This is a genomic window from Pseudoflavonifractor phocaeensis (genome assembly GCF_021531375.1).
GTDB lineage: Bacteria > Bacillota > Clostridia > Oscillospirales > Oscillospiraceae > Lawsonibacter > Lawsonibacter phocaeensis_B.
The window spans coordinates 68,263-93,651 of sequence record NZ_JADYTU010000003.1 but is presented as its reverse complement, the minus strand read 5'-3'; the positions used below and the strand labels follow the sequence as shown (position 1 = coordinate 93,651).

Genomic DNA, 25,389 nt, shown 5'->3' with positions numbered 1-25,389 from the left:
ATTTTCTTTTGTCCGCCGCTCCGCACAAGTTCCCAATTTCCAGCCATCCGGCGGAGCGGCCCCCTTCGGTCAGGAGTGTCGGCGGGTCAATACAGGTCGCCGCGCCGGGCGGAGCGAATGGGGAGCTGCCGGCGGATGGCTTCATTTTGGGCAAAGTCGATCTCGGCCAGAAGCACTTCCTCCCCTGTGCCGGCCCGGGCCACAACCGTACCCCAGGGGTCCGCCAGAATGGAGTTCGCATAGGAGACATACTCCTCTGTCTCGTCCCGGGCCGGCGCGGTCCCCAAGGTAAAAATCTGATTATCCACTGCCCGCTGCCGGAACAGCAATTCCCAATGGGCCGGGCCAGTGGTCATATTGAAGGCCGCGGGGACCACGATCAACTGGGCGCCCCGGTCGGCCATGGTCTTCGCCAGCTCCTGAAAGCGAAAATCAAAGCAGATGCACAGGCCGATTTTACCGAATTCCGTGTCAAACACGGTGATCTGGCTGCCCGGGCTGAGCACTTCCGATTCCCGAAACCGCTGTCCACCCTCCACGTCTATGTCGAACAGGTGCGCCTTCCGGTGCTTCGCGATCTGCCGTCCTCCCCGGTCAAAGACATAAGAGGTGTTGTACACCTTCCCGTCAGAAAGCTCCGGCATGGAGCCTCCCACCAAATAGATTTGCAGCTCCCGGGCGGTCTGGGACAGAGCGGTCCAAGCCACGCCGCCCTCTTCCTCGCCATATGCGCGGAAGAAGCGGTTGGAATAGGGACAGCAGAACATTTCCGGCAGCACGGCCAGATCAATTCCATCCTGGGCCGCCTGGTACAACAGTTCCCTCGCATGGATCAGATTCTGCTGTTTGTCATGTACTACCTTCATCTGGATCATGGCTGCGCGCATGACTCCCACCACCTTATATTGTCATCTATCAAGATCAGTATGGCACGTCTCCGGTAAATCCGCAACCAGATTTTTTGAGCCAAGGGCGGCGCGCAGACTTTTTCCCGAACCTATACAAAGCCTCTGAATCTCACAGTACCTCTTTACATCGTTAAAGCGTTTCATTATAGTACCGCGCTCCCAGTCCCAGGTAAAAGGACGGTATATTCAAACAGCGCCTACGGCTCCAACCACAGGCGCTGTCATTTTTCCTTTTCCGCTAAGCGGCCGCTTTACCGCGTGGCGCTGCCGCAGACCACGCTGTTCTCCTTTTCTTCCACGTTCGGTTCCGGTATTCGGACCTCGTCTCCCTGATCCCGGTTCAGGTCTTCCGGCTCGTGGAAGGTGGGCACCACCTGGTGCAATGCGTCCCGAATAACAGTGGGGTCGTTTTTCTCCAGGGCCGCCGACAGCACCGCCAGCTTGCCCCGCAGTTCCTCCGGGGTGATACCGGGCTGACGCTCCACGAAGATCTGGTCGTTTTCCGTCTTTTCAATGTCCCGGCTGGCGATCAGCAGCTCCTCGTACAGCTTCTCGCCGGGCCGCAGGCCGGTCTCCACGATGTCAATGTCCCGGTAGGGCACGTAGCCGGACAGGCGGATCAGATTCTCCGCCAGGTCCAGGATTTTCACCGGCTGGCCCATGTCCAGCACGTACAGCTCGTTCTGCCGGGCCATGGCCCCCGCCTGGAGCACCAGCTGGGCCGCCTCGGGGATGGTCATGAAGTAGCGGATGATCCGCTTGTCCGTGACGGTAATGGGGCCTCCAGCGGCGATCTGCCGCTTGAACAGGGGGACCACACTGCCGTTGGACCCAAGTACGTTGCCGAAACGCACCGCGGCAAAGGTGGTCCCGCTCTGCCCCTTCATGGACTGCAAGATCATCTCGCACAGCCGCTTGGTAGCGCCCATGACGGAGGTAGGATTCACGGCCTTGTCTGTGGAGATTTGGATGAACTTTTCCACGCCGTACTCATCCGCCGTCCGCACTAGGTTCAGCGTTCCGAATACGTTGTTCCGCACCGCCTCCTGGGGGCTCTGCTCCATGAGCGGCACGTGCTTGTGGGCGGCGGCGTGGAACACCACGTCGGGCCGGTACATGGCGAAGAGCTGCCGCAGCCGCTCCCCGTCCCGGACAGAGGCGATCTCCACCACCAGATTCAGCCGTTTGCCGAAGTGGTACAGCAACTCCTGCTGGATGTCGTAGGCGTTGTTTTCGTAAATATCCACGATGATGAGCCGCTTGGGATGGTGCTTGGCGATCTGGCGGCACAGCTCGGAGCCGATAGAGCCGCCTCCGCCTGTCACCAGGACTGTCTTTCCGCCCAGGAAATCGTCCACCGGGGCAGGGTCCAGCCGCACCGGCTCCCGGCCCAGCAGGTCCTCGATCCGGATTTCCCGCAGCTGGCTGCGGATGGGCTTCTGGGCGATCAGGTCCAAAGTGCTGGGCAGGATGGTCACCCGCACCCGCTCCAGGCCGGACAGCTCCTGCAAGATCTCATGGCGGCGGTCTTCCGAAATGGAGGGGATCGCCACCAGCAACTCCCGGATGTCCATGGCCCGCAGGCGGTCGGGAATGTCCGCGATACGCCCTTTGACCTCCACTCCGTGAATCCGGTTGTGGACCTTGGCGGGGTCGTCGTCGAAAAAGCACTGAACGGTGTAATGGCTGTCGGGATTGCTTTGCAGCTCCTCCAGCAGCTGCACGCCCGCGGCCCCGGCGCCGATGATGGCCACGGGGACCCGGGGGCCTCCCCGCCGGAACAGGACCCGGCTGCGGTAGACCCGGTAGGAAAACCGGACCAGCAGCATCCCCAGTACCCACAGGCAGGCGATGGCCACCAGCAGGATGAAGGAGATGACGCTGTCCATCAGAGCGCGGCTGATGACCTCATAGGCCAGAAAGCCGCAGAAGGCGGCTGTCAGCAAGGACAGGTATTCCCTGCTCTCCGCGTAGCGCCAGAGACTGTCATATGTGTGGAACAGCAGCTGAAAGACCGCTGTACAGGCATACAGCACCAACAGGTGCTTCAGCAGCAGGCCCCGGCCTACGGCATCGGGGAGGCCATATCGGAGGGAAAACTTACTGAGGGTCAGTGTGACACCCAGCAGGATCAGACTATCACAGAAAAAAAGAAGGGGCTTGCGAAAACGGCTCATGGTTGTTTCTGCCTTTCCGATTACGATCGGGCCCTGAGGTCCCGGCGAAATACATGCAAAAGCAACGGATTGTTACTTTATCTATAACAATATAGCACAATCATTTGAGGTTGGAAAGGCATTTCGACAAATTTATCTGCTGGAAAACAGTTCCCCGCCATGATTTTAAAACCGCCCTGCGACATGATTCCGAACGAAAAACATCTGATATAAAAGTCATCAATATAGTGGATTTTCCGGGCTATGATCAAGGAAAACAGGGAAACGGTTTCCGCAGGCGTTTTGTGAACCGTTTCCAGTGCCGGAGACAGACGGGTTCGTTAGGATGAAGAAAAGCCGACCTTCCGGCCAGGGAGGCGGCCAACTGAACATACAAAGGAGCTGAAGCAGATTTGGACATGCAAGGATATTTTACCACCAAGAGCCTGGCGCTTTCCGCCAAGCTGGCGGCTGGGTCGGTGCTGACCATCTCCCGGGTGGTGGCCGGCAGCGGAAAAACGCAGACAACGGCGGCCGCCCTGCCCGGCCCATGCCAGACATTGGCGGTGAATTCCCCCACCCAAAGCGGGAACACGGCAACCATCCCCGCCACGCTGGCGGCGGCAAGCGCCTCGGGAAGCTACACCCTGACAGAACTGGGCGTTTATGCCAATGACCCGGATGAAGGAGAGATCCTTTACAAGATCTACAAGCTGTCCAACCCGGTGATCATTACGGCCGGAAGCCAGACGGTGCTGCGGTTCTATCTGGAGGAGACGGTCTCCGAGGACCTGAACGTGGCTGTGTCCTGCTCCCCCGCCGGACTGATCACCGAGGAAAAATTTTCCCACGTGCGGGATAAGGTGATGGCCACCAACCGGATGACTGCCGTCACCCGCACCCTGGCCGCCGGAGAACTGCAGGCCTTTCTGGACAGCCTGCCCCGGCTGCTGACCGGCAACGTGACCGTCAACGTCAGCGGTACTCTGACGGAGGCGCTGAGCCTCCACAATTTTTACGGCCCGGGCTTCCTGACCGTTCAGGCCGCGGAGAATGAAACCTTCACGCTGACCAAGGGTCTGAAGGGCAGCAACTGCGCCGTCTCCATGATCCTGCGGGGGCTTACCTTTACATCCGCGGAAGGAAATACCGGCGATGTGCTGTATTTCGCGGACTGCGGGGCGGTCTACCTGGACACCTGCACCGTCACCGGCAGCGGACAGGACACCGGCATCTTCACCGACCGGCACAACCAAATCAGCGCGAATTCCTGCCAGTTTTCCCAGCTGAACAACGTGATGATCGTCCGGAACAACGGTATGGTCTGGATCAACTGCGACAGCGCCGACGACTGCCACGACAACCAGGTGGGCGCCTGGGTCTCGCACGGCGGCATCGTGCTGCTGGGCGGCAGTACGCCAAACCAGTTAGGCGGCAGCTACAACAAAAAGCAGGGCGGCATGATCGTCAAGGCTGACGGCACGCTGCTGTAAAGGAGGAACATATGACACTGTATCTCTACAAAACCGGCGCGGAGACGCCGGAACAGACCCTGGAGCAGGTGGCCTCCTACACCGCCGATCAGGCAATTGCCGACGACGGCACCGTTTACGGGCCCTTCGCGGAGGGCTGGGAGCTGTCCGAGACGGCGGACTGCGCCGGCACCCTCCGGGCGGACTGGCGGGCGGACCACCCCTCCCAGGAGCAGCGCATCGAGGACCTGGAGGACCTGATGGCGAACCTGCTGTATGGAGGTGACGGCGAATGACAATGGCACTGAGTCTGCTGTGCCGGGTGGTCCGGCGCAGAGTGGCGCGGGGCGAGGACCTGGAGACGGTCCTGGCGGACTATTCCCGGCTGACGGAGGCGGAAAAGGTCCAGGTCCGGGCGGCGCTGGGCGCGTGAGAAGAGCATATAGAAAGGACGGGCAGCTTTGGCTGCCCGTCCTCTTTATATGGCTTGTATCAGGGGCGCTTCCGCAGCCGTTTGAATACCGACTGGACCAGATGCAGGTAATAGTGCAGATGCTCGCTTCGATGGTAAGCCAGCAGGAACAGCAGGTTGGGTACCAAGCAGCAAATCAGGAATTTCCCCGCGAAGGAGAGCAGCCCGCTGCCCCGCACCAGACAGCACAGATGGAAGGTGACGACGCCCGCCAAAATCGTCAGCGCCGTGCCACGCAGAACCAGCCCGAAGTAGGGCCGCCAGGAGTCGCGCAGTATATTTTTGTAAAGAATATATGGCTCCACCCAGAAGCTGACCGTCACCGTGCTGATGATGGTGCCCAGGGCCACGCCGGTCACCCCCAGGGGCCGCGCCAGAAGAACCGAGGTAACCAGATTCACGGCCGCTTCCGCCAGAGGCTTGTAGCGGTCGTGGTAGTAGTTCCCGGTGGCGGAGTTGAAGGTCAGCACCGTGCGGCGGACGCTGCTGAGATAGAAAATGACCGAAAGACACAGCACGACGTCCCAGCCCAACAGGAACGACGGCCCCACCCACAGGGAAATCAGGTCCTGGAACATACAGAACAGGCCGATGGAGATGAAACCGCTGAGCCAAAGGTCCAAGAACAGCAGACGGTAAAACACCGTGTGCAGATGCGCCCGGTCAGCGGACGCGTTCAGATTCCCCACACTGGCCGTCAGAGAGTCGAAGGCTTTCAGCATGATGGAGCGCAGCGCCTGGGTGACCATGGTGTAGTTGGAGTACAGGCCGCCGGGCACCAGCCCCACGAAGGCGGAGATGATGATCTGGTCCGTGCTGTTTACCAGGTTGGATCCCACCCCGTGCAAGGTGGAGGCGTAGGCGTATTTCCAGATGGATTGCCGGCTCTCCGCATCCAGGGGCGCCACGTCCCCCTCCTTCAGATGGGGGTAATACTGGTCCGCTTTTTTGGAAATGAAAAGGTTTGCGCCCCGGGTGAAGCAAATTTGCACCACCAGGAACAGGATAAAGTTCCGGGTCCACAGCAGCACGATGCCCTGAACCAGCAGCATCATCAGCCGGGCGCCATTGTACCACAGCGTGACCAGGTAGTTCTTCTGGTGGGCGATGAACAGGGACTGCTTATAGATACAGAAATAAGACAGAGCGGTGTTCAGCACATACAGAAGAAAGATCAGCCGCAGATGGGGAATGTTTTCCGGCGGGTCTTTGATGAGGTATTGGAGAAACGGCGTCAGGCACAGCCCCACAACGGCCACGCAGCAGCCCACGATCTGATAGGCCTTGCGGTACAGGCGCATGAGACTTTTGATTTTTTCCCGGTTCCCCTCTGCCACGGGCTGGTACAGACTGACGACCAACGCCGGACCGACCCCAAGCTCCATCAGGGAAAACAGGCTCAAAATATTGCTGAACAGGCCCTCAAGGCCCAGATATTCCTCGGAGAGGGTCCTGACAAAAACGGCCCGCAGCAGAAAGTAACCCAGGTCGTAGACGATGGTGCTGCCGAAGGTGGACAGCAGGTTCCATGTGCTGTTGCGGATACGGGATTCAGACAAAACGACCAACCTTTCTCACGATGCTTCCCGGGGAAGCGGCTCCGGCTGGGGGGCCGTGCCGCGGGAGACGGAATCCTCCTCCGCGTACAGCACGACGGTGGACAGATAGAGCCACATCGCCAGCAGATCCTGGGTGTCGCCATCTGCGGTGGAAGCGATCGGGAAAACCAGCAGAGCGAAGAGGAGCATGCATGTATGTCCCAGCATGCGGCTATCCCGGTTTTTCAGGCTGCTGCGGAGCATGTCCCACACCCGCTTCAAAAGCAGGAACGCAATGACACACAGGGGGAGCAGCACAAAGAGCCCGTAATCGGCAATGATGCGTGCGACAAAACAATGGATGCTGTAATAGTCAAAGCCATCCTCCGCCCACCTTAAAACCGGTACCTGCTGAGGGGCCAATACTTCCGTGTTGCCAAGTCCGACACCAAGGCCGTGGGAACTTTTGAAACAGTTTATCGCGTGGAGAAGCAGGCTGGCCCGGATTCCGCCGCTCAGATGTGTGTTCAATACTGTCTCGCCGGTTTCTTCGTCCGTTTCAAAGAACTCATCACCCAAGCTTACAGCACTGGGATCCCCAAGCTCCAGGACGGGTTTCGCCGGGAGTTCAGGCGTACCGGGAGTCTCAGTGGTGTCGGGGGTCTCAGGCGTAGGGGGATTTGGCTGGGCAACTTGCTCCTTATACGCGCTCATTTCCGCCAGATATTGCTGGATAGGCGGGACGATATTGCGATATTCATGGGCAAACTGTACGCAGCAGATCAAAAGCAGCGCAATGATCGGGAACTTCATCAGCTTGCGGTTGCTGAAAAACAAATAAAGAAGAATGCCCGCCATCAGAATGGCAAAAGCCATCATGCACAATCTGGAGGAAGAGGCAATGAGCAGAAACCAGATAAGAGGGAGTCCCAGCGCGATCAGCCACAGCTGCGGACGAGTGGGCGGCGTTTCTCTTCCGCTCCAGAACAGCGCCAGCGCGGTGACCGCAAACAGGAGAGTCGCTGAAAAACCGTTGCAGCAGCAGAAACCCACCAAAGGATACTGAAAATATGTATTAAACAGGAAAAAGAAGGTTTTTCCATCATATTTACCGTCAAAAATGCCGCCGTTAAAAATTTCAAAGATTCCCGCGGCCGCCAGGAGCAGCGCGGCAAAGCCGCAGACGAACAGCGTATAGCGAAGCAGCTTCCGGTTGCGGCACAGCCGCAGCATCAGGAAGAAAAAGCACATGTCAAAGCAGAGGTTGAACAGCTTCCGGAAAGTATGCGTAACGTTCAGCGCCCGGGGCAGCGACAACGCGCCGTACACCACCATAATGAGGATCAGCACATATACCCACTTTTCCAGCGCGGAAGAGTCTTTCCAGAAGCAATCCTTCTCCCGAACCGCCCATATCAGATACAGCAGGGCAGTGATCGGAAGCAGAATCCGGAACGGGAACAGCTGTCCCACGCCGGATACTTCGATTGAAAAAAGGTTGGAGCCCCAAAAGGAAAAGAACACAGTGGCAAGCCATGCTGCCCACAGGCTTGCTTGAAGCTTATCCGTTTTCCATTGGGCCGACAGTGCATTGACAAAGGTATTCATTCTCTCTCTTTCCTCTCATTTACCTGCGGTTTGGGAGCATCCTCCCGCATCCGCGAAATGGAAAACAGCTGCGCCTCCAATTGTTCGTAAAAGTGCTTATAATTGGACTCCGCGTCATACTGCGCCGCGATCTTTTCCGCGGCTGCCCGCCGGATTCCGGCGAACTGCTCCGCGGGCAGTGCCAGAAGCCCGTCGATGGCCCGGGCCAGGTCTGTGGGACCGGTCTGCGCGGGCAGCAGCCGGCCGCAGGCGGAGTCCACGATCTCCCCGTTGCCCCCGACGTCCCGGGCAACCACCGGAATGCCCCGGGCCATGGCCTCCATGATCGAAACGGGGATGCCCTCTGAATCACTGCAGTTGACAAAGAGATCCACCGGGGCGACCGCATAAAACCGCAGAACTTCGCTGTTGGGCACGTTCCCCCGGAACTCATAGGTGATATGGGGCAGCGGGTCCAGCTTCTCCCGTGCCTCGTCCAGGACCTGCTCCTTTAGAGGGCCATCGCCGTAGTGGACCCAGTGGATAGGTGTGGCGCACTGGGACAGCGCACCGATCAGCAGATCCAGCCGTTTGAGCGGGATGATGGAGGAACAGGACACGATGGTGCGCATCTGTCTGGGATACCGCTCCCCTTCCGCGCCGCCTTCCCGGCGGACGCCCAGATGATGCACCCGGACTTTTTCCGAAAGGCCCGGGATCTGCCGCCCGTAATGGGCCAGCAGGTCCTGTCTCCCCGCGTCGCTGATCGGATAGATCCCGTCCAGGGCGGTCAGCTGGATCTCCCGGTAAGGCACGATCCCTCTGTCATAAAAGCAGTCCCAGCCGTGGGCGCGGGAGACACAGAGGCCATGGAGGTCCTGCCGGTGCATGGCCAGATAGGTCGCGCTTGCGTCCAGCCAGTAGGACACATAAAGAGCCGGGGCGTCCGGGGGGCTTTCCCAGGCCGCTCGCTTTTTATGCAGATAGTACATCGCGTCTTCCGCCAGCAGGACACTGCTCAGCACATTCAGGATACGGGCTTCTTTCCGCTCCCTGTGGAGCCGGAAAACCTCCCGCCAGACCCTTGGACGGAATATCCCCCGGAGGGCGGTCACGCGGCGCAGCCATTCGCTGTTATAATCCCGGACACAGACAACACGCCCGTTTCGCGGCACATATTTTGTAACAGGGCTTCCCGATTTGGCCAGGGACACGAATACGATCTCATCAAAGCGGGGTTCCGCGACCCGGACCTCGTTTTCCAAAAATTCTTCGCCCCTGCCAAATGGGTAGTTCGCTGTGAACAGCACCAGCTTCATGGAAACCTCCTGCCTGACGGTGATATTTCAGGAAAATCTCCCGGCAAAGTCCGTGGAGGCCACGTCCTTCAGCGGCAGCTTCACCGGCTTGCCCGTGGCGGCGGACTGGTAGATGGCCAGGACCATCTCCAGGGCGTTCCGGCCTGCCACCGCGTCCACGTAGGGCTTGCGGTCGTGCTCAATGGCGTCGATGATGTCGGCGAACAGGCTAGTGTGGCCGTTGCCGTAGACGTTGGAGGTGGCCTCCTGGAGACCCTTGTTCTTCTCGTCGGCCTCCCCCTCGTCGGCGAAGTCCCACACGTCGATGTTGTTGGTGGAGGTGCCGCCGATCTTCACCGTGCCGGTCTCGCCGAACAGGTACAGCGTCTCCTCCAGGTTCTTGGGGTAGACGTTGGTGGTGCCCTCAATGGTGCCCACGGCGCCGTTTTTGAACTTCACCACCGCCATGCCGATGTCCTCGCACTCCAGGTAGTCGTGGAACTGCCGCTTGGTGACGCCGTAGACCTCCTCCACCTCGTCTCCCATCATCCAGCGCAGCAGGTCGATGCCGTGGATGCACTGGTTCATCAGGCAGCCGCCGTCCTGGGCCCAGGTGCCCCGCCAGGGGGCCTGGTCGTAGTAGCCCTTGTTCCGGTTCCACCGCACATGGACAGAGCCGTGGGACAGCCTGCCGAACCGGCCCGCCTCCAGGGCCCGGCGGGTCTCCTGCACCGCCACGTTGAACCGGTTCTGATGGCAGGCGGAGACCTTCACGCCCTTTTCCTCGCCGCGGCGGATGATCTCCTCGGCATCCGCCATGCTCATAGCCATGGGCTTTTCAATGATGACGTTCACCCCGGCGTCGATGCAGTCCAGGGCGATCTGGGCGTGGATGCCGCTCTCCGTGGCGATGCTGATAAGCTGAAGGTCCGGGTTTTCCGCCAGCATGGTTTTGTAGTCCGTATAGCGCCTGATGGAGGTGTCCTTCTCCAGCCCGTGCTTGGCCAGGAGCGTCTCCATGGCCTCCGGCAGCACGTCGCAGACGGCAACGATCTCCAGATGGTTGTTCAGCGCCGCCTTGATGTGGTTGACGGCAATGCGGCCGCAGCCGATGAGCGCGTATTTCATGGTTCGGTTCCTCCGTTCTCAGTCGTTCAGAATCTCCTCGTACAGGGCCAGCAGCTTTCCTGCCTCCGTGTCCCAGTTGAATTCCGTCTCCACGGCCCTGCGGCCGTTCTCTCCCATCCGCCGGGCCTCCTCCGGATGGTCCAGCAGGTAGCGGATGGCGGCCTCCACTTCCTTTTCATCCTCCGGGTTCACGCAGATGCCGCAGTTCCATTGGTCTATAATTTCCTTCCACAGGATGAAATCCGTGCAGACCACCGGGATGCCCACCATCATATATTCAAATATTTTCGTGTTGCCCAGGGTGCCCATTTTTCCGCCGGAATTGGGGCATTCATGCAGCAGGGCCACACCGCACATACAATCCGCCATGAGCTGGAGGACCTCCCGGTGGGGAACCCGGCCGGGGAAATTCACCTTCTGCCATCCTGGGAGACTCCGCAGTTCGGAACCGTAAGGCTCCTCCACATTCCGGGAGCGCAGCTCCACGGTAACGTCCTCAATGGGCTCCACCGCCCGAAGCAGCGTGTCGATGCACCAGAGGGGACTGACCAGCCCCGGAAATACAATTTTCCGTTCCCGGAACGCGGGGACGGGAAGGCCTTCCTCCAAAATGGGATAATTGGTGACCATCACTGACCGGCGGCTGCTTTTTTCCAGACGGTCACACAGCGTCGGCGTCACGCCGATCACGCCGTCCAGTCGGGAAAAGCAGTGGGCCTCATACCGGGCGTACACCCGGGAGATCAGCCTGCGCAGGGGCGCCGGGATCCAATACTTTTCCAGAATATCCGCCGGGACGTCCTCATGGCTGTCGAAGATGACCTTCTTCCCTTTCCGCTTCAGCTTCAGGCCGTAAGGCAGCAGCTCCGGGTCGTGGAGGTGGTATACGTCGGCGTCCACCGCCAAAGCGGCCTCGTAGGCAGCGCGGGAGGTGCGGAGCATCCGCTGAAGGCGGCTGGGGGCGATCTCTCCGAAGCCAATGATATGGACGCCGTCCTTTTCATAGCTGCTCCCCTGCTGGACCAGTGTCACGTCATACCCCGCTTTTGCCAGGGAGACACATTCCTTTTGAAAAATGCGGACATCCTCCGTGGGATGGACGCTTGTGAGGTGGCAAACCTTTGTCATGCCAGAAACTCCTTGATCTTCTCTACGATTTTTTCGGCGGAGTGTCCGTCGCCGAAGGGCTGATACGCCGGGTCAAAGGTCACGGAGGCGGACAGCTTTTCCAGAATGTCCGCCTTGTCCGGCTTGGCCAGCTGGTTGCAATGGTCCTTCATCGTCTCCGGCCAGACCACGAAGTCCAGCACGGTGACACAGGACTTCCCTGCGAAGAAGGCCTCCCGCTGGACGCCGCCGGAATCCGTAACCACCTTCTTCGCGTGGTTCACCAGCGAAATGGAGGTTTTGTAGCCAACGGGAGCGGTCAGAATGAGGTTCCGGTAGCCGTGCTCCCGCTGTAACCGCTCAGCACGCTGGTGATTCCGGGGATGCACCGGGTAGATGGTGGGGGCGTCCAGCGCCTCCATGGCGTCGAAAATGCCCCGGAGCTTTTCATCCGTATCTGTATTTTCCTGCCGGTGGCAGGTCATGTAATAGAAGGTTTCCGGCAGTGTGACAGGGCTCCCGGCAAAGTCCGTGAGCTCCGTCAGCTCGCCGCCGTCCAGCCGCTCCGTGTAATACCGGAAGGCGTCGTACATGGGATCGCCTACCACCGTGGCGGTGTGGCCCAGGCCCTCCCGCTCCAGGAAGCGGAGACTGGACTCCGTGCAGGGCAGGTTGATGGCGGAAACATGGTCCGTCACCGTGCGGTTGACTTCCTCTGGGCTGTCCAGGGTACCGAAGCGGTTCCCCGCCTCCACATGGCACACGGGAATGTGCAGCTTCACCGCCGCCATGGCCGCCGCCATGGTGGAGTTGGTGTCGCCGAAGAGCAGCACCATATCCGGCTGCTCCTTCATCAGGACTTCCTCAATTTTTATAAGCATCTGGCCGGTCATCTGGCCGTGGGTGCCGCCGGAGATCCCCAGGTTGTAGTCCGGGCGGGGGATGTCCATTTCCTCGAAGAACACGTCGGACATATTGTAGTCATAGTGCTGCCCTGTGTGGATCAGCACCTCCCGGAACTCCTTCCGCAGCACCCGGGACACCACCGCCAGCTTGATGAACTGGGGACGGGCCCCGACGACCGTACAGATCTTCTTCATTTACAGTACCTCGATATTCTCTCTGTTTTCGATATGCTTGCAGACGTTCTTGCAGTCGAACACCGGCACGCCGCAGGACGCCACCATGGCGTAGTCTACCTTGGTGTGGGCGGTGGTGATGCAGACCAGGTCGTACTGCTTCACAGTCTCAGCGGTCAGGGCGGGGAGGCCCTCATACCACTTGCCCTCCTCCCGGTATTTGGGAATGTAGGGGTCGTAGAAGTCCACCTCGGCGCCGGTCTTGTGGAACTCCCCGATGACCCGGATGGCGGGGCTCTCCCGGTAGTCGTCGATGTCCTGCTTGTAGGCCACGCCCAGCACCAGAACCTTGGAGCCATTCAGCGCCTTCTTGTGGCGGTTCAAAATCTTCCCCGCCCGCTCCACGGTGTACTCCGGCATCCGGTCGTTGACCATCATGGAGGCCTCAATCATGCTGGTGTGGAAGCCGAACTCCCTCGCCTTCCAGCTCAGGTAGTAGGGGTCCAGGGGGATGCAGTGGCCGCCCAGGCCGGGGCCGGGATAGAACGCCTGGAAGCCGTAGGGCTTCGTCTTGGCGGCGTCCACCACTTCCCAGATGTCAATGCCCATTTTATTGCACAAAATGGCCAGTTCATTGACCAATCCAATGTTCACGTTGCGGTAGGTGTTCTCCAAGATCTTCTCCATCTCCGCCACGGCGGGAGAGGACACGGTGTGGACCTCGCCCTCCAGAATGGCCCGGTAGACCATGGCAATCACTTCCGTGGCGTCGGCGCCGATGGCGCCCACGGTCTTGGGGGTGTTGCTGGTCTTATAGATGAGGTTGCCCGGATCGATGCGCTCGGGAGAGAAGCCCAGATAGAAGTCGGTGCCGCACTTGAGGCCGCTGCCCTCCTCCAGCAGGGGCTTCAGCAGCTCCTCGGTGGTGCCGGGGTAGGTGGTGGATTCCAGCACCACGATGGAGCCCCGGGTCAGGTACTTGGAGATGGCGATGGTGGAGTCCCGGACGTAGCTGATGTCCGGCTGCTGGTGCTTGTCCAGGGGCGTGGGCACGCAGATGGCGATGAAGTCCACGTCCCTGACAAAGCTGAAATCCGAGGTGGCGGACAGCATCCCGCTGGACACCAGCTCCTCCAGGTCGGCCTGCACCACATCGCCGATGTAGTTCCTGCCGGCGTTGACCATGTCCACCTTTTCCTTCTGGACGTCGAAGCCGATGGTCCTGAAGCCGTGCTTGGCCTTGTCCACCGCCAGGGGCAGACCCACATAGCCCAGGCCGCAGACGCCCATGGTCAGGGTCTTGTTTTCAATTTTTTCAATCAGTTCTTCCTTGATGCCCATTTATGCTTCCTCCACATTCCCGTCGGGAGATTTCAGATAGGTTCTGCCGCAGGCGGCACAGACCGCCCGGCCGTTTTCAAACTTCATGCGCGCGCCGCACGCACAGACATAGCCAACGAGCCTGGCCGGTACGCCCAGCATCAGCGCATGGTCGGGGACATTGTCCGCCACCACAGCGCCGGCGCCGATCAGCGCCCAGCGCCCCACGGTGTGGCCGCAGACAATGGTGGCGTTGGCGCCAATGGAAGCCCCCTCACGAATGAGGGTTTTTTTGTAACCCGCGCTCCCCTTTGGATACTTGGAACGGGGCGTCAGGTCGTTGGTGAACACGCAGCTGGGGCCGCAGAAGACGTAGTCCTCCAGCTCCACGCCCTCATAAAGAGAGACGTTGTTCTGGAGCTTGCAGCCGTCGCCGATCTTCACATGATTGCTGATGTTCACATTTTGCCCCAGAGAACAGCGTCTGCCGATGCGGGCGCCCTTCTGGATGTGGCAGAAGTGCCAGATCCTGGTGCCCTCGCCAATCTCCACGTCCTCGTCCACGTAGCTGGACTCATGTACAAAGTAGTCCTTTTCCATCACAGCGCCTCCAGAACCGCGCCGATGACCGCCTGCTGCGACCCTTCCTCCAGATAGGGGTGCATGGGCAGGGAAAAGGTCCGGGCGCAGTAGTCATCGGCGTTTTGGAACGTCTCTCCGTAGTGGGGCTCCTCCCGGAACACCGGCAGGCCGTGCTGGGGCGTGGGATAGTAGACCATGTTGGGGATGTTCTTCTCTTTCAGGTGGGCGATGATCTTGTCCCGCTGGGCGGTGTCCTTGGCCAGCACCGCGTACTGGGCCCAGGCGGAGACGCTGCCGTCTGCCACGAAGGGCGTTTGCAGCTTTCCGGCGAAGGCCTCGTTATAGCGCCCGGCCACGGTCTGCCGCGCGTCCAGCTCGTAGTCCCCCAGGGCCTTCAGCTTGGGCAGCAAAACAGCCGCCTGGATGGCGTCCAGCCGGGAGTTCATACCAACGCGAATGTTGTCGTACTTACCGCCGGGGCCTTTGCCGTGGACGCAGAGGGAGCGGATGAGAGCGTCCATCTCATCGTCGTCGGTGAAGATAGCGCCGCCGTCGCCGTAGCAGCCCAGGGGCTTGGCCGGGAAGAAGGAGGTGGTGGCGATGTACCCGAAGGCGCAGGCCCGTTTGCCCTTGTAGGAGGCGCCAAAGCTCTGGGCGGCGTCCTCGATGAGGAACAGGCCGTACTTCTCACAGATGGGGACGATGGCGTCATAGTCGCAGGGATTGCCCAGAATGTCCACGCTGACCACGGCTTTCGGGGTCAGGCGTCCCTCGGCGAGAACGGCCTGAATTTGCCGTTCCAAACTCTCCGGACACAGGGTGTAGGTGTCCGGGGTGATGTCGCAGAACACGGAGGCCGCGCCGAACATCTTGGCAGGCTCCGTGGAGGAGATGAAGGTCATGTCCGGACAGAACACGGCGTCCCCCTCCCCTACCCCCGCCACCATGTAGGCGATCTGCAGGGCGTCGGTGCCGTTGGCGCAGGTGACGCAGTGTTTGCGGCCCACGAAAGCGGCCAGCTGTTCTTCCAGCTCCTTCACAAAGGGCCCGCCGATGAACTGGGCGGAGTCCAGGACGGCCTGGATATTGGCGTCGATCTCCGCTTTCAAGGCCCGGTACTGGGCCTTCAGGTCGATGAATTGCATAATTTAACCTTCTTCCCTTGTTGGAGCCTCGGCCCCTGACGGCATATCCTGCTTCGACACGGCGATCTTTCGCCGCTTGCGCACACTGTAAAAGAAATACCGGAACACCAGGCAGGCCGCCGTCATACAGCCGTATCCCACATAGCGGTAGGACCGGTAGAGCATCTTGGCCGATTTGACCCGGCCGCTGGACTTGGAGTTGGGGGACAGGCGGTAGATCAGCAGGGGCTCGTTCACGCCATAGGCGCAGCGGGTCTCCCGCAAGATCTGGAGCCAGGTGGTATAATCCTCGTGCATCCCGTCGTGGCCCATGGGATAGCGGCGGATAACCTCCGTTTTCACCATCACCGACGAACAGGACAGCAGATTCCGGCGCAGCAGCGTCTGGTAGCTGACCTCCGGCTGGGCCTCCATGATGTAGGAATAGGGCTTTCCGTCCTGGTCAATGAAGGCGGAGGCCGTGTAGGCCAGCACCCCGTCGGGATGGCCGCGGAGCAGGGCCAGCTGCTTTTCCAGTTTGTCCGCCCGCCACAGGTCGTCGCTGTCCAAAAAGGCCACCCACTCCCCTTTCGCCTGGGAGATGGCGTAATTCCGGGTGGCGGCGACGCCGGAATTTTTCGGATTTTGCAGGAACACCACCCGGCTGTCCTGACGGGCAAGCCTTTGGATGATCTCCGCTGTCCGGTCCCTGGAGCAGTCGTCCACCACCAGCAGCTCGAACTCCGGGAAGGTCTGGGCCAGCACGGAGCGGATGGCGGCCTCCACATACTTTTCCGCGTTATAGGCGGGCATCACAACACTTACCAATGGCATGGGCGCACCTCACACACTCCTTCGGATGGTCTCGTCAAAGGGGGTCTCGCAGTAGCAGAAATCAAACGCCTCGGTGTCCCGGTAAACCAGACTGCCGAAGGCCTTCCGGGCCATGGGCACCAGCGGGCACAGTACCCGGACCCCCAAGCCCGCCAGGCGGCTGAGCCGCAGGGGCTTCCCCAGAGCATCCGCCATCAGCGACGCCATGTGGGAGGTCTGCACATAGTCCCGGTTCTGCGGGAAAAACAGGCCCCCCAGCTCCCAGTCCACCAGGAGCTTTACGAAGGCGCTGAGATGGTCCACATAGAGCATGCTCCGGGCGTTTTCACACAGGGGAAAAAACGGCAGTTTTTTGACCAGCTTCAAAACCGTCTGGAAGTTGCCCTTACAGTCCTTGCCGTACACCATGGGCGGCCGCAGGATGGCCACGGTGAAGGTCCCGTCGGCCAGCGCCGCCAGCCGCTCCTCGGCGGCCAGCTTGGAGCGGCCGTAGGCCGTATTGGGACTGGGCCGGGTCTCCGGCGTGATGACGCCGGTGGTCAGACCATAGACGCTCATGGAGCTGAGGTACAGGAACTGCCGCACACCGGCGGCCTTGCTCTTCTCCGCCAGGGCCGCGGCCAGATCGCAGTTGACCTCCTGATACAGATGGGCGTTTTCCGGGGTTTCCTTGATATGGGCGATGCCTGCCACGCAGTACACCACGTCATAGCCGGAAAAATCCTTCTCCCGCCAGCTGCCGTCGGAGGTCCTCACCCGGTCCACCCGGTAGGCCTCCGGCCACTGGTTCATATACCGGGCAAAAGCTCTGCCCAGATAGCTGCAGGCGCCCGCCACCAAAATCCGTTTCATTTCGCGGCTGTCTCCTTTTCCCGCTTCTCCAGCTCCCCGGTGCCGCCTTCCACCACGCCCTCGCGCTTGAGGACCTTGCCGATGGTTCCAAAGAAGCATTTGCAGTCAAACAGGAAGCTCATGCGCTCCACGTACTCGCCGTCATACCGGGCCTTCACCGCAATGGGCAGCTCGTCGCGACCGTTGATCTGGGCCCAGCCGGACAGGCCGGGGCGCACGTCGTTGGCGCCGTATTTGTCCCGCTCGTCGATCAGGTCATACTGGTTCCAGAGGGCAGGCCGGGGGCCGATGATAGACATTTTCCCGGTAAAGATCTGGGCGATCTGGGGCAGCTCGTCCAGGGAGGTCTTGCGCAGGAACCGCCCCACCCGGGTGATGTATTGGTCCGGGTTCTCCAGCAGATGGGTGGGCATGTCGTGGGGGGTGTCCATCTTCATGGTGCGGAACTTCAATATTTCAAAGTAGCTCCTGTGGATGCCCACCCGCTTCTGCCGGAAAAACACCGGGCCGGGGTCATCCAACTTGATGGCGATGGCTAAGACCAGAAAAAGCGGGGACAGCACTATCAGTCCCACAGCGGACAAAAGAAGGTCTATCAATCGTTTAAAATGTTTAGCATACATAAAGGGCCTCCTAAATAATAGGCTATCCCAGAACGCTACTGTTGAGGTTCCTTGAACCACAGGCATGGTCAAACCATACGGTCTAACTCAAAAAATCTCAACCGCATAAAAAGCGGCCCCGGAAATTTCACCGGCGCCCCATGCCAGGGTGCGATAAAATTGCCAGGGGGCTCATATGAAATCAGGGAGTCGTGCTCTCAGATGCCCCAGCGGCCAGAGTGGTCAGCAGCACATAAGCCGCCTCTCCGGAAATACCGTTCTCCTCCGCGGAAGACACCATCGAGAGGAAGCTCTGATTTTCCTCCGTCAACTGGATCTCCTCCAGACGGCCCTGGCTGTACTCGGTCAAATAGTCCCGCAGCGCCAGCACACCATCCATAAACTCGCCAATATGTTCCGTACCGGCGGCGGGCAGCACCTCATTGCGATAGAAATCCAACTGCAGATTCCAGGACTCCTTGGCGGACGCCTCCTGGGCGATCCCCTCCCGAGAACAGGCAAACAGCCCCTCAAACTCACCCAGCGGCAGGTAATAATATCTCGCCAGACCCGAGCAGGCGGTATAGGTACCGGAGGATCTCAAAGCCTTCACATACTTATCCGCGTTTGCCGCGTAGCTGCTGTCGTTCAGCAGAACAGCATTGCCCACATAGTTGAGCTGGTACTGCTCATGGTCAAACACATCCCGCTGGGTATAGGTCTCCATAGTGTGCATCAGCTGATAGGCGCTGCTGGGCGTGAAATCGGCCGCCGCCTGCTGGACCATGCGATGGCTGGCCAGAAGTCCGCCAAACACCGCCAAATAAGCCCAAACAAAGCCCGCTGCCGCCAAACCACACCGCTTCACAGCCTTCTGAGCCATGGGCTTTCCGTAGAGCACCACAGGCAGGAGCAGCAGCGGATAGGCAAAGCACTGAAACGCGCGGATAGAAAAATTGATCTCCATAATACTGTGGGTATTGATCATGACCCAACAGGCGAGGAGCATTGCGGGTAACGCACGCTGCTCACTCCGGAGCTGGCAGACGATCAGCCACAGCGCGCCTGCCAGCAGAGCAAGGAACGACAGCAGGCCCAACAGGCCCATGTCAGACATGACCTGCAGGATGTGGTTATGCACATAGAGAGACTCGTAATAGAAGGGCTGGACCGCCGTATACAGGCCCTCCGTGGAGCCCAGACCGTGACCGATCAGAGGACTCTTGGTAAAGAGGGTCCAGGCATCTTTCATAAACTGCACGCGCAGCAGGTAGCTGTGTCCATGAAGGAACCCTTCCTGCAGGCGGTAGGCGATCATCTCCGGCACCCACCGGTAAGACAAGGGAACATTGTGCCCATCTGACAGGGAAACCGACCGCAGTGTATCACCCGGTGCCCCTGTAAACCAGAAAAATACAAGTACAGAATCTTCCGGAACGGTAAAGCGGGCGTCCGCCAGCGTTCCCCGGTATAGCGTGGTCGTCTGATTCATCAGAGCTTCCTCATCGCTCCGGCTGTAAATCAGCACATTGGTGGTATCCTCGCCGTCCCAGTCACCAGAAACCGTGTACTCCCCCGGTTCCAGCGCCAAAGATCGGTAGAGGTGAGAGCCATCCTCAAAGACATAGGGCTCCGTCACCTGCATGGCCGCGAAACCCAGTCCGCATACCACAAGGATCAATCCTATGCAGACCGCGGCCACCGCCTTTCCGTGGCCGGACAGCTTGCGGGCCACCCGTTGACCCACGCCCCAATCCAGCAGGAAAGCGATCCCACCGCAGAGGAGGGCCATGAGGACAGGCAGGAAGGCCCCCTCCGCCATATGCGTCATAGCGACCGCCCCGGTAGCGGCCAGTGACACACCCAGCGCCAGCATCAGGGCAAAGAGGGAAAACCGGTCCTTGGCGTCTACAGCAGCCAGATAGACCAACGCCGCCACTCCGAAGCACAAGATCGCGCCACGGCTCATGGCAATGAGAAAGCCAACGGCGGAAACGCCCATGAGCAGGGAAGCCAGCACCCTCCGTCTGGTATCGCGCTCCGTATGGACCAGATGGAGCCCCAGAAGGACTGCGGTCCCCAGAAGTGCGCCGGTAACGTTCGCGTCATTATAGATACCGTTGACACGGATGCCTTGGCTATTCTCCAGGACGCTGGAATAATCAGCGCCCAGTGAGCCCATCACCCCGGCAAACAGGTCAAACAGCTTTCCAAAGCTGCCCATATCAATGCACAGCAGCGAAATTACAGCCGCGACTCCGGCAAAGCCCCACAGCAGGCCCCGCACATGCTTTTTCTCAAACCGGGCCAGCAGGATCACCGCCATGGAAAAGGCGGCCAAGAACTTGTAATATTCGCCCACGGCGTAGCTGCCGAAGTCGGAGTAGATGGCTGCCAGCCCGTTCATCAGGGCAAAAGCCAGCAGCCCGATCACCGGGATACAAAAGCGAGCCCTGAAGCGCTTCAAAGGCCCCTTTCCAACGGACAATACCAAAGCCAGGACCGTCAGAAACAGCGTCATGGCGCCGGTCTGAACAGTCATGGCCAGGAATAACAGGACCGCGTAGGCCGCGATCCAAATCTGATCTTTTTTTGTGATCGGTTCCGAAACAGGGGTGGGCGTGTCCGGCACAGCCTGCACTGCCGGCTGCTTCCCCATTCGGATACTGGGTTTCTTTCCGCTCACAGTGAGTTCCTCCAATTGCATTGGGGCTTATATCACCCCATTTTAGTGAGTTCATTATATAGCAAGCAAGTTCGTATTTCAACCCTATAAAGCCTCCATTTTCGGCCAAAAGGTATAACCTTCCCCTGGGCAAAATGGTTTAACTTAGGGTCCGGTGCGGACACAGATACGCACGCTTTTGCCATATTGTTTCGTCCCATCCCCTTGCCGCATATTTTATAATTTCGGCTTATTGCATCGACTCGCTTCTATCCGGCGGTTCCTGCGAATAATTTTACATTGCCCACAATACAGTAGGAAAGGACGCGCCATATGCCAAAGTCTGAGACGGTACATACGCCCCCGGAGAAAGCGCAGGCTGCTCGTAAAATCCGAGTGGAGCGCCGCTTCTCCTGTGAACGCCAGAGCCGGGAGATGCTGAGACGGCTGATCTGCGCCCATACAGAGCCTGTATAAACCGGCAAACAAAACGTGCGTCAGAAGGGAGGCGCGCCCATGGCCCGCACACGGCACATTCCAAACACGGATCACGCCGGCGGAGCCATGTGGCGCGCCGCCCTCTACACACGCCTGTCCCGGGAGGACGGGGACAAGCCGGAGAGCGACAGCATCTCCAATCAAAAGAAGCTGCTGGAGGACTACCTGTCCCGGCAGCCGGACATGCAGTATGCCCAGCTCTATGTGGATGACGGCTACACAGGCACCAACTTTGACCGCCCGGATTTTCAGCGGCTGATCGGCGACATTGAGGCGGGACGGATCAACTGCGTGGTGGTGAAGGACCTGTCCCGCTTTGGCCGGGACTACATCGACGTGGGGCGCTATCTGGAGCGGTGGTTTCCGGAGCGCGGCGTGCGCTTTGTCGCCATCGGGGACAACATCGACAGTGAGAAGGGGCCCTATGACATGCTGCTGCCAGTGAAAAACATCATCAACGAGCAGTACGCCCGGGATATTTCACAAAAGGTGCGAAGCTCCTTCCGGGCCAAGCAGCGCAGCGGCGAGTTTATTGGGGCGTTCGCCTCCTACGGCTACCGGAAGGACCCCCAGGACCATAACCGCCTGGTCATTGATCCGCCCGCGGCGGCTGTGGTGCGGCGGATCTTCACCTTGTTTGAGCAGGGGAACGGAAAGGTCAAGATCGCCAAGCTGTTAAACGCCGAGGGGGTGCCCTGTCCCAGCGAGTACAAAAAGCTCAACGGCGAAAAGTACCACAACGGACAAAAGCTGGGCGGGACGACCTACTGGACCTACGCCACCATCCACCGCATCCTGAAAAACCAGATGTACGCGGGCAACATGGAACAGGGGAGGGCTCCGCGCCAGACCATGCACGGCAGGGCCAAACTTTTGGCAAAAGAGCAATGGGCGGTAGTGGAAAATACCCACGAGGCCATTATTAATGTGGAGCAGTGGGAGCGGGTCCAGTCCCTGCTGCAGCGGGACACCCGGACGCTGAATTTCAAGGAAAATGTCAGCCCTTTCGCCGGTTTTTTGCGCTGCGGCGATTGCGGACGGGCCATGAGCAAGACCAACGGTCCTGGCGGCGCGTACTACTGCTGCGGCTCCTACAAGCGGTACGGACCAACGGTGTGCAGCCGCCACGGCATCTCGTACCGGATGCTGGAGCAGATCGTGCTGGAGGACCTGAACAAGATCATCTCGGCGGTGGGCGACCTGAAGAAACTGGCGGAGGAGGCCCGGCCCGAGGCAAAGACCTACGACCGCAAAGGGGAGCGGGACCGCCTGCGGGGCAGTCTGGAGCGGGTCCGCAGGCTGAAGAAGTCGGCCTATGAGGACTACAAAGACGGTCTTATCCCAAAAGAAGATTTCCTGCGCTATCAGGAGGACTACAAACGCCAGGAGAGACTGCTTTCCGGCCAGTTGGAGCAGCTGAACAAGCCCCGGAACAAAGTGGACAGTCCGTGGACCACGGAGCTTTTGCGGCAGGGAAAGCTGACCGCCCTTGACCGGACCACCGTGGCCGAGACCATCAAGCAGATCCTGGTCTTTGAGGATAACCGGGTGGAAATTACATACACGTTTTCCGATGACCTGGGGGTCCTGGAACGGTAGGGCAGAGGAGAGCCTGGCTTCCTCCGCTCTTTTTGGGGAGAAAGCTCCTGCCTTTATAGCTAATTTGTGCTGTGCTGTACTGATTTTCAGAAAAATGCGGGCGCTGATCCCTGAAAACCTTGGGGCCCAACGTCCGCAATATAATATCGCCCTGGGGCAATGAAGACACTCAGCAGCTGATCGACATTCTGGGCCGATACCAGATCAAAGCAACCTTCTTCGTAGTAGGCGAGTGGGTGGAGAAATACCCCGAATCCGTCAAGGCCCTCCACGATGCGGGCCATGAGGTGATGAACCACTCCAATACCCACGCCCACTACCCCCAGTTGTCCACCGACCAGGTGGTAGCCGATCTGAACGCCTGCAACGATAAGATCGAAGCGGTCACCGGCGTCCGCCCCACTCTGGTCCGCCTGCCCTACGGCGACTACGACGACCATTCCATCAACGCCGTCCGCTCCATCGGCATGGAGCCCATTCAGTGGGACGTGGACAGTCTGGACTGGAAGGACATCTCCGCCGACGAGATCACCAAGCGGGTCACCTCCAAGGTCTGCCCCGGTTCCATCGTCCTGTTCCATAACGCCGCCAAGCACACCCCCGAGGCTCTCCCCACCATTCTGGAATGTCTCCTTCAGGACGGCTATACCTTTGTCCCCATCTCCCAGATTATTCTTCCCCAGCCCTATACCATCGACCATACCGGGCGGCAATGTCCGGCAAATTGATCCAAACCGAATGGAACCACGCAAAAACCACCTGACTTTTCATCAGCCAGGTGGTTTTTCATGAATCATGAAATTTATCGCCGATCACGCCAAGAGCATTTTGTCGTCGGCCTCAGTGGAGCCGGTCGCCTGTCCAAACCTGGCAAGCAGGTCCTCAACGGTAAGGTTCTTTTTTGCTTCGCCCGAGATGTCCAGCGCGACCCTGCCCTCGTACATCATAATGAGCCGGTTGCCGTGCATGATCGCGTCTCGCATGTTGTGGGTGATCATCAGGGTGGTCAGGTTGTCCCGCGTCACGATTTTTTCGGTGGCGTCCAAAACCTTTGCGGCAGTCTTGGGGTCCAGCGCAGCGGTATGTTCGTCCAGGAGCAGGAGCTTTGGTTTGACCAGACTGGCCATGAGGAGGGTGAGCGCCTGCCGCTGACCGCCGGAAAGAAGTCCCACTTTTGAGGTCATACGGTCCTCCAGCCCCAGATCCAGAATCTTCAGCATCTCCCTGTACTGTTCCCGCTCCGCCTTGTTAATGCCGGTGCGGAGGGTACGCGGCTTTCCGCGGCGGAAGGCCAGTGCAAGGTTTTCCTCGATCTGCATGGTTGCCGCCGTGCCCATCATAGGGTCCTGAAAGACGCGGCCGATGTACTTGGCCCGCTTGTGTTCGGGCAGATGGGTAACATCCACTCCGCCGATGGTGATGGACCCCTCGTCCACCAGCCAAGTACCGGCCACGGCGTTCAGCAGGGTTGATTTTCCGGCGCCATTTCCGCCGATCACGGTAACAAAATCGCCTTCATTCAGGTGGAGCGAGACCCCGTTCAACGCGGTCTTTTCGTTGACCGTTCCCGCGTTGAAGGTCTTATAGATATTTTTGATGTCAAGCATTCTGGGTGCCTCCCCTCTTGACGGGCTTGGAGAAGTATTTGTCCTTCCAGTACGGGACGGACAGAAAAAGGGCCACGATGCCCGCGGAGATCAGCTTCAGATAGTTGGAATTGATTTCGGTGAAGGAAAGCACCGCCTGGATGACCACATAGTAGATAATGGAACCAAACGAAACCGCCAGCAGCTTCAGCGCAAAGTTGTGGAAGATACGGCTGAATACCACTTCGCCGATGATGACGGCCGCCAGACCGATCACGATGGCGCCGCGGCCCATATTGATATCGCCGTAGCTCTGGTACTGGGCCAGCAGAGCGCCGGACACGGCCACCAGACCGTTGGAGATCATCAGACCCAGGACCTTATTGAAGTCGGTGTTGATGCCCTGGGCGCGGGCCATATTGGGGTTGGAGCCGGTAGCCCGGAGAGAGCAGCCCAGCTCGGTGCCGAAGAACCAGTAGAGGACGGCAATGATCACAATAGTGAACAGGCCCACCACAAAGATCGGATGCTGCCAGACCGGCCGCTCGCCCTTGGCCACATCCTGTACAAAGCGCAGAGAGACCAGCAAACGGTTCAAAGACGCTTTGTCGATGACATTGATGGACACATTCGCCTTCATGGACATGATGGCCAGGTTTACCGACCACAGACCCAACTGGGTCAAAATGCCGGCCAGGATGGCGGGAATTCCGCACAGTGTATGGAGCAGCCCGGTGGCAAATCCGGTGAGGGTCCCCACCAAAAACGCCAGGGCCAACGCCAGCCAGAGGTTCATCCCGCCGGAGAAGAGGACCACAAAGGCAACGCCTCCGGTACAGAAGGAGCCGTCCACGGTCAGGTCGGCTATGTCGAGGATACGGTAGGTGATGTACACACCAATAGCCATAATGCCCCATATGAGGCCCTGGGATATGGCTCCGGGCAAAGCGCCAATAAAGTTGGCGAGGTTGGTCATAACTTG

At 59.4% G+C, this 25,389-nt stretch carries 23 protein-coding genes; 6 read left to right on the top strand and 17 right to left on the bottom strand.

Features of this window, described 5'->3' with window-relative positions:
* Positions 1–86 precede the first annotated feature (86 nt).
* Positions 87–896: a carbon-nitrogen hydrolase family protein gene (locus I6E39_RS02640; RefSeq protein WP_420908171.1), complete on the bottom strand. Its 810-nt coding sequence runs from the start codon at positions 894–896 to the stop codon at positions 87–89.
* A gap of 263 nt (positions 897–1,159) precedes the next feature.
* Positions 1,160–3,085 (bottom strand): polysaccharide biosynthesis protein, encoded by a 1,926-nt coding sequence (locus I6E39_RS02635; protein ID WP_235379796.1) that lies wholly within the window; start codon positions 3,083–3,085, stop codon positions 1,160–1,162.
* 398 nt (positions 3,086–3,483) lie between these two features.
* Here I6E39_RS02635 and I6E39_RS02630 point away from each other — a divergent pair, with 398 nt between their 5' ends.
* The 3 genes from I6E39_RS02630 to I6E39_RS02620 are packed head-to-tail and all read left to right on the top strand — an operon-like array spanning position 3,484 to position 4,969.
* Entirely contained in the window at positions 3,484–4,557 is a 1,074-nt protein-coding gene (locus I6E39_RS02630; RefSeq protein WP_235379795.1) for a hypothetical protein, read from the top strand.
* A gap of 11 nt (positions 4,558–4,568) precedes the next feature.
* Complete coding sequence (locus I6E39_RS02625; protein WP_235379793.1) at positions 4,569–4,832, top strand: hypothetical protein; 264 nt, start codon at positions 4,569–4,571, stop codon at positions 4,830–4,832.
* A complete protein-coding gene (locus I6E39_RS02620; protein WP_235379791.1) occupies positions 4,829–4,969 on the top strand; it encodes a hypothetical protein in 141 nt (46 codons plus the stop codon). The genes I6E39_RS02625 and I6E39_RS02620 overlap by 4 nt, the downstream gene beginning before the upstream one ends.
* 59 nt (positions 4,970–5,028) lie before the next feature.
* Here I6E39_RS02620 and I6E39_RS02615 read toward each other — a convergent pair whose 3' ends face one another.
* The 13 genes from I6E39_RS02615 to I6E39_RS02555 form a co-directional block, all read right to left on the bottom strand.
* Positions 5,029–6,567, bottom strand: coding sequence for a lipopolysaccharide biosynthesis protein (locus I6E39_RS02615; protein ID WP_235379790.1), 1,539 nt, complete (start codon positions 6,565–6,567; stop codon positions 5,029–5,031).
* A gap of 15 nt (positions 6,568–6,582) precedes the next feature.
* Positions 6,583–8,154, bottom strand: a complete 1,572-nt coding sequence (locus I6E39_RS02610; protein WP_235379788.1) for a hypothetical protein — start codon at positions 8,152–8,154, stop codon at positions 6,583–6,585.
* A complete protein-coding gene (locus I6E39_RS02605; RefSeq protein ID WP_235379787.1) occupies positions 8,151–9,452 on the bottom strand; it encodes a glycosyltransferase in 1,302 nt (433 codons plus the stop codon). Before I6E39_RS02605 ends, I6E39_RS02610 begins: the two co-directional genes overlap by 4 nt.
* 27 nt (positions 9,453–9,479) lie before the next feature.
* Positions 9,480–10,559 (bottom strand): Gfo/Idh/MocA family protein, encoded by a 1,080-nt coding sequence (locus tag I6E39_RS02600; RefSeq protein ID WP_235379786.1) that lies wholly within the window; start codon positions 10,557–10,559, stop codon positions 9,480–9,482.
* Between the two features lie 18 nt (positions 10,560–10,577).
* Positions 10,578–11,687 carry a glycosyltransferase family protein gene (locus I6E39_RS02595; protein WP_235379785.1) on the bottom strand — a complete coding sequence of 370 codons (1,110 nt, stop codon included), beginning with the start codon at positions 11,685–11,687 and terminating at the stop codon, positions 10,578–10,580.
* Entirely contained in the window at positions 11,684–12,766 is a 1,083-nt protein-coding gene (gene wecB, locus I6E39_RS02590; protein ID WP_235379784.1) for a non-hydrolyzing UDP-N-acetylglucosamine 2-epimerase, read from the bottom strand. Before wecB ends, I6E39_RS02595 begins: the two co-directional genes overlap by 4 nt.
* Positions 12,767–14,086 (bottom strand): nucleotide sugar dehydrogenase, encoded by a 1,320-nt coding sequence (locus I6E39_RS02585; protein WP_268842154.1) that lies wholly within the window; start codon positions 14,084–14,086, stop codon positions 12,767–12,769.
* On the bottom strand, positions 14,087–14,665 hold the full coding sequence (locus I6E39_RS02580; RefSeq protein ID WP_235379783.1) for an acyltransferase: 579 nt from the start codon (positions 14,663–14,665) through the stop codon (positions 14,087–14,089).
* Positions 14,665–15,792, bottom strand: coding sequence for a DegT/DnrJ/EryC1/StrS family aminotransferase (locus tag I6E39_RS02575; RefSeq protein WP_235379782.1), 1,128 nt, complete (start codon positions 15,790–15,792; stop codon positions 14,665–14,667). Before I6E39_RS02575 ends, I6E39_RS02580 begins: the two co-directional genes overlap by 1 nt.
* Before the next feature lie 3 nt (positions 15,793–15,795).
* On the bottom strand, positions 15,796–16,605 hold the full coding sequence (locus tag I6E39_RS02570) for a glycosyltransferase family 2 protein (protein WP_235379781.1): 810 nt from the start codon (positions 16,603–16,605) through the stop codon (positions 15,796–15,798).
* Between the two features lie 9 nt (positions 16,606–16,614).
* Positions 16,615–17,457 (bottom strand): NAD-dependent epimerase/dehydratase family protein, encoded by an 843-nt coding sequence (locus I6E39_RS02565; protein WP_235379779.1) that lies wholly within the window; start codon positions 17,455–17,457, stop codon positions 16,615–16,617.
* A complete protein-coding gene (locus I6E39_RS02560) occupies positions 17,454–18,080 on the bottom strand; it encodes a sugar transferase (RefSeq protein WP_235379778.1) in 627 nt (208 codons plus the stop codon). The genes I6E39_RS02565 and I6E39_RS02560 overlap by 4 nt, the downstream gene beginning before the upstream one ends.
* Before the next feature lie 181 nt (positions 18,081–18,261).
* Complete coding sequence (locus I6E39_RS02555) at positions 18,262–20,745, bottom strand: O-antigen ligase family protein (protein WP_235379776.1); 2,484 nt, start codon at positions 20,743–20,745, stop codon at positions 18,262–18,264.
* A 312-nt stretch (positions 20,746–21,057) separates the two neighbouring features.
* Between I6E39_RS02555 and I6E39_RS02550 the strand changes: the two genes are divergently transcribed.
* The 3 genes from I6E39_RS02550 (at position 21,058) to I6E39_RS02540 (ending at position 23,549) form a co-directional block, all read left to right on the top strand.
* Positions 21,058–21,201, top strand: coding sequence for a hypothetical protein (locus I6E39_RS02550; protein ID WP_235379774.1), 144 nt, complete (start codon positions 21,058–21,060; stop codon positions 21,199–21,201).
* 39 nt (positions 21,202–21,240) lie between these two features.
* Positions 21,241–22,821, top strand: a complete 1,581-nt coding sequence (locus tag I6E39_RS02545; RefSeq protein ID WP_235379772.1) for a recombinase family protein — start codon at positions 21,241–21,243, stop codon at positions 22,819–22,821.
* A gap of 119 nt (positions 22,822–22,940) precedes the next feature.
* Entirely contained in the window at positions 22,941–23,549 is a 609-nt protein-coding gene (locus I6E39_RS02540) for a polysaccharide deacetylase family protein (protein WP_235379770.1), read from the top strand.
* Positions 23,550–23,633: 84 nt separating this feature from the next.
* Here I6E39_RS02540 and I6E39_RS02535 read toward each other — a convergent pair whose 3' ends face one another.
* Together I6E39_RS02535 and I6E39_RS02530 are read right to left on the bottom strand one after the other, a co-directional pair.
* A complete protein-coding gene (locus I6E39_RS02535; RefSeq protein ID WP_235379768.1) occupies positions 23,634–24,428 on the bottom strand; it encodes an ABC transporter ATP-binding protein in 795 nt (264 codons plus the stop codon).
* On the bottom strand, positions 24,421–25,383 hold the full coding sequence (locus tag I6E39_RS02530; protein WP_235379767.1) for an ABC transporter permease: 963 nt from the start codon (positions 25,381–25,383) through the stop codon (positions 24,421–24,423). Before I6E39_RS02530 ends, I6E39_RS02535 begins: the two co-directional genes overlap by 8 nt.
* Between the last annotated feature and the right edge of the window lie 6 nt (positions 25,384–25,389).

Coding starts and splice junctions, on each gene's coding strand:
- I6E39_RS02635 (WP_235379796.1), bottom strand. CDS start 3,085: ATGAGCCGTTTTCGCAAGCCCCTTCTTTTTTTCTGTGATAGTCTGATC.
- I6E39_RS02630 (WP_235379795.1), top strand. CDS start 3,484: ATGCAAGGATATTTTACCACCAAGAGCCTGGCGCTTTCCGCCAAGCTG.
- I6E39_RS02625 (WP_235379793.1), top strand. CDS start 4,569: ATGACACTGTATCTCTACAAAACCGGCGCGGAGACGCCGGAACAGACC.
- I6E39_RS02620 (WP_235379791.1), top strand. CDS start 4,829: ATGACAATGGCACTGAGTCTGCTGTGCCGGGTGGTCCGGCGCAGAGTG.
- I6E39_RS02610 (WP_235379788.1), bottom strand. CDS start 8,154: ATGAATACCTTTGTCAATGCACTGTCGGCCCAATGGAAAACGGATAAG.
- I6E39_RS02605 (WP_235379787.1), bottom strand. CDS start 9,452: ATGAAGCTGGTGCTGTTCACAGCGAACTACCCATTTGGCAGGGGCGAA.
- I6E39_RS02600 (WP_235379786.1), bottom strand. CDS start 10,559: ATGAAATACGCGCTCATCGGCTGCGGCCGCATTGCCGTCAACCACATC.
- I6E39_RS02595 (WP_235379785.1), bottom strand. CDS start 11,687: ATGACAAAGGTTTGCCACCTCACAAGCGTCCATCCCACGGAGGATGTC.
- wecB (WP_235379784.1), bottom strand. CDS start 12,766: ATGAAGAAGATCTGTACGGTCGTCGGGGCCCGTCCCCAGTTCATCAAG.
- I6E39_RS02585 (WP_268842154.1), bottom strand. CDS start 14,086: ATGGGCATCAAGGAAGAACTGATTGAAAAAATTGAAAACAAGACCCTG.
- I6E39_RS02580 (WP_235379783.1), bottom strand. CDS start 14,665: ATGGAAAAGGACTACTTTGTACATGAGTCCAGCTACGTGGACGAGGAC.
- I6E39_RS02575 (WP_235379782.1), bottom strand. CDS start 15,792: ATGCAATTCATCGACCTGAAGGCCCAGTACCGGGCCTTGAAAGCGGAG.
- I6E39_RS02570 (WP_235379781.1), bottom strand. CDS start 16,605: ATGCCATTGGTAAGTGTTGTGATGCCCGCCTATAACGCGGAAAAGTAT.
- I6E39_RS02565 (WP_235379779.1), bottom strand. CDS start 17,457: ATGAAACGGATTTTGGTGGCGGGCGCCTGCAGCTATCTGGGCAGAGCT.
- I6E39_RS02560 (WP_235379778.1), bottom strand. CDS start 18,080: ATGTATGCTAAACATTTTAAACGATTGATAGACCTTCTTTTGTCCGCT.
- I6E39_RS02550 (WP_235379774.1), top strand. CDS start 21,058: ATGCCAAAGTCTGAGACGGTACATACGCCCCCGGAGAAAGCGCAGGCT.
- I6E39_RS02545 (WP_235379772.1), top strand. CDS start 21,241: ATGGCCCGCACACGGCACATTCCAAACACGGATCACGCCGGCGGAGCC.
- I6E39_RS02535 (WP_235379768.1), bottom strand. CDS start 24,428: ATGCTTGACATCAAAAATATCTATAAGACCTTCAACGCGGGAACGGTC.
- I6E39_RS02530 (WP_235379767.1), bottom strand. CDS start 25,383: ATGACCAACCTCGCCAACTTTATTGGCGCTTTGCCCGGAGCCATATCC.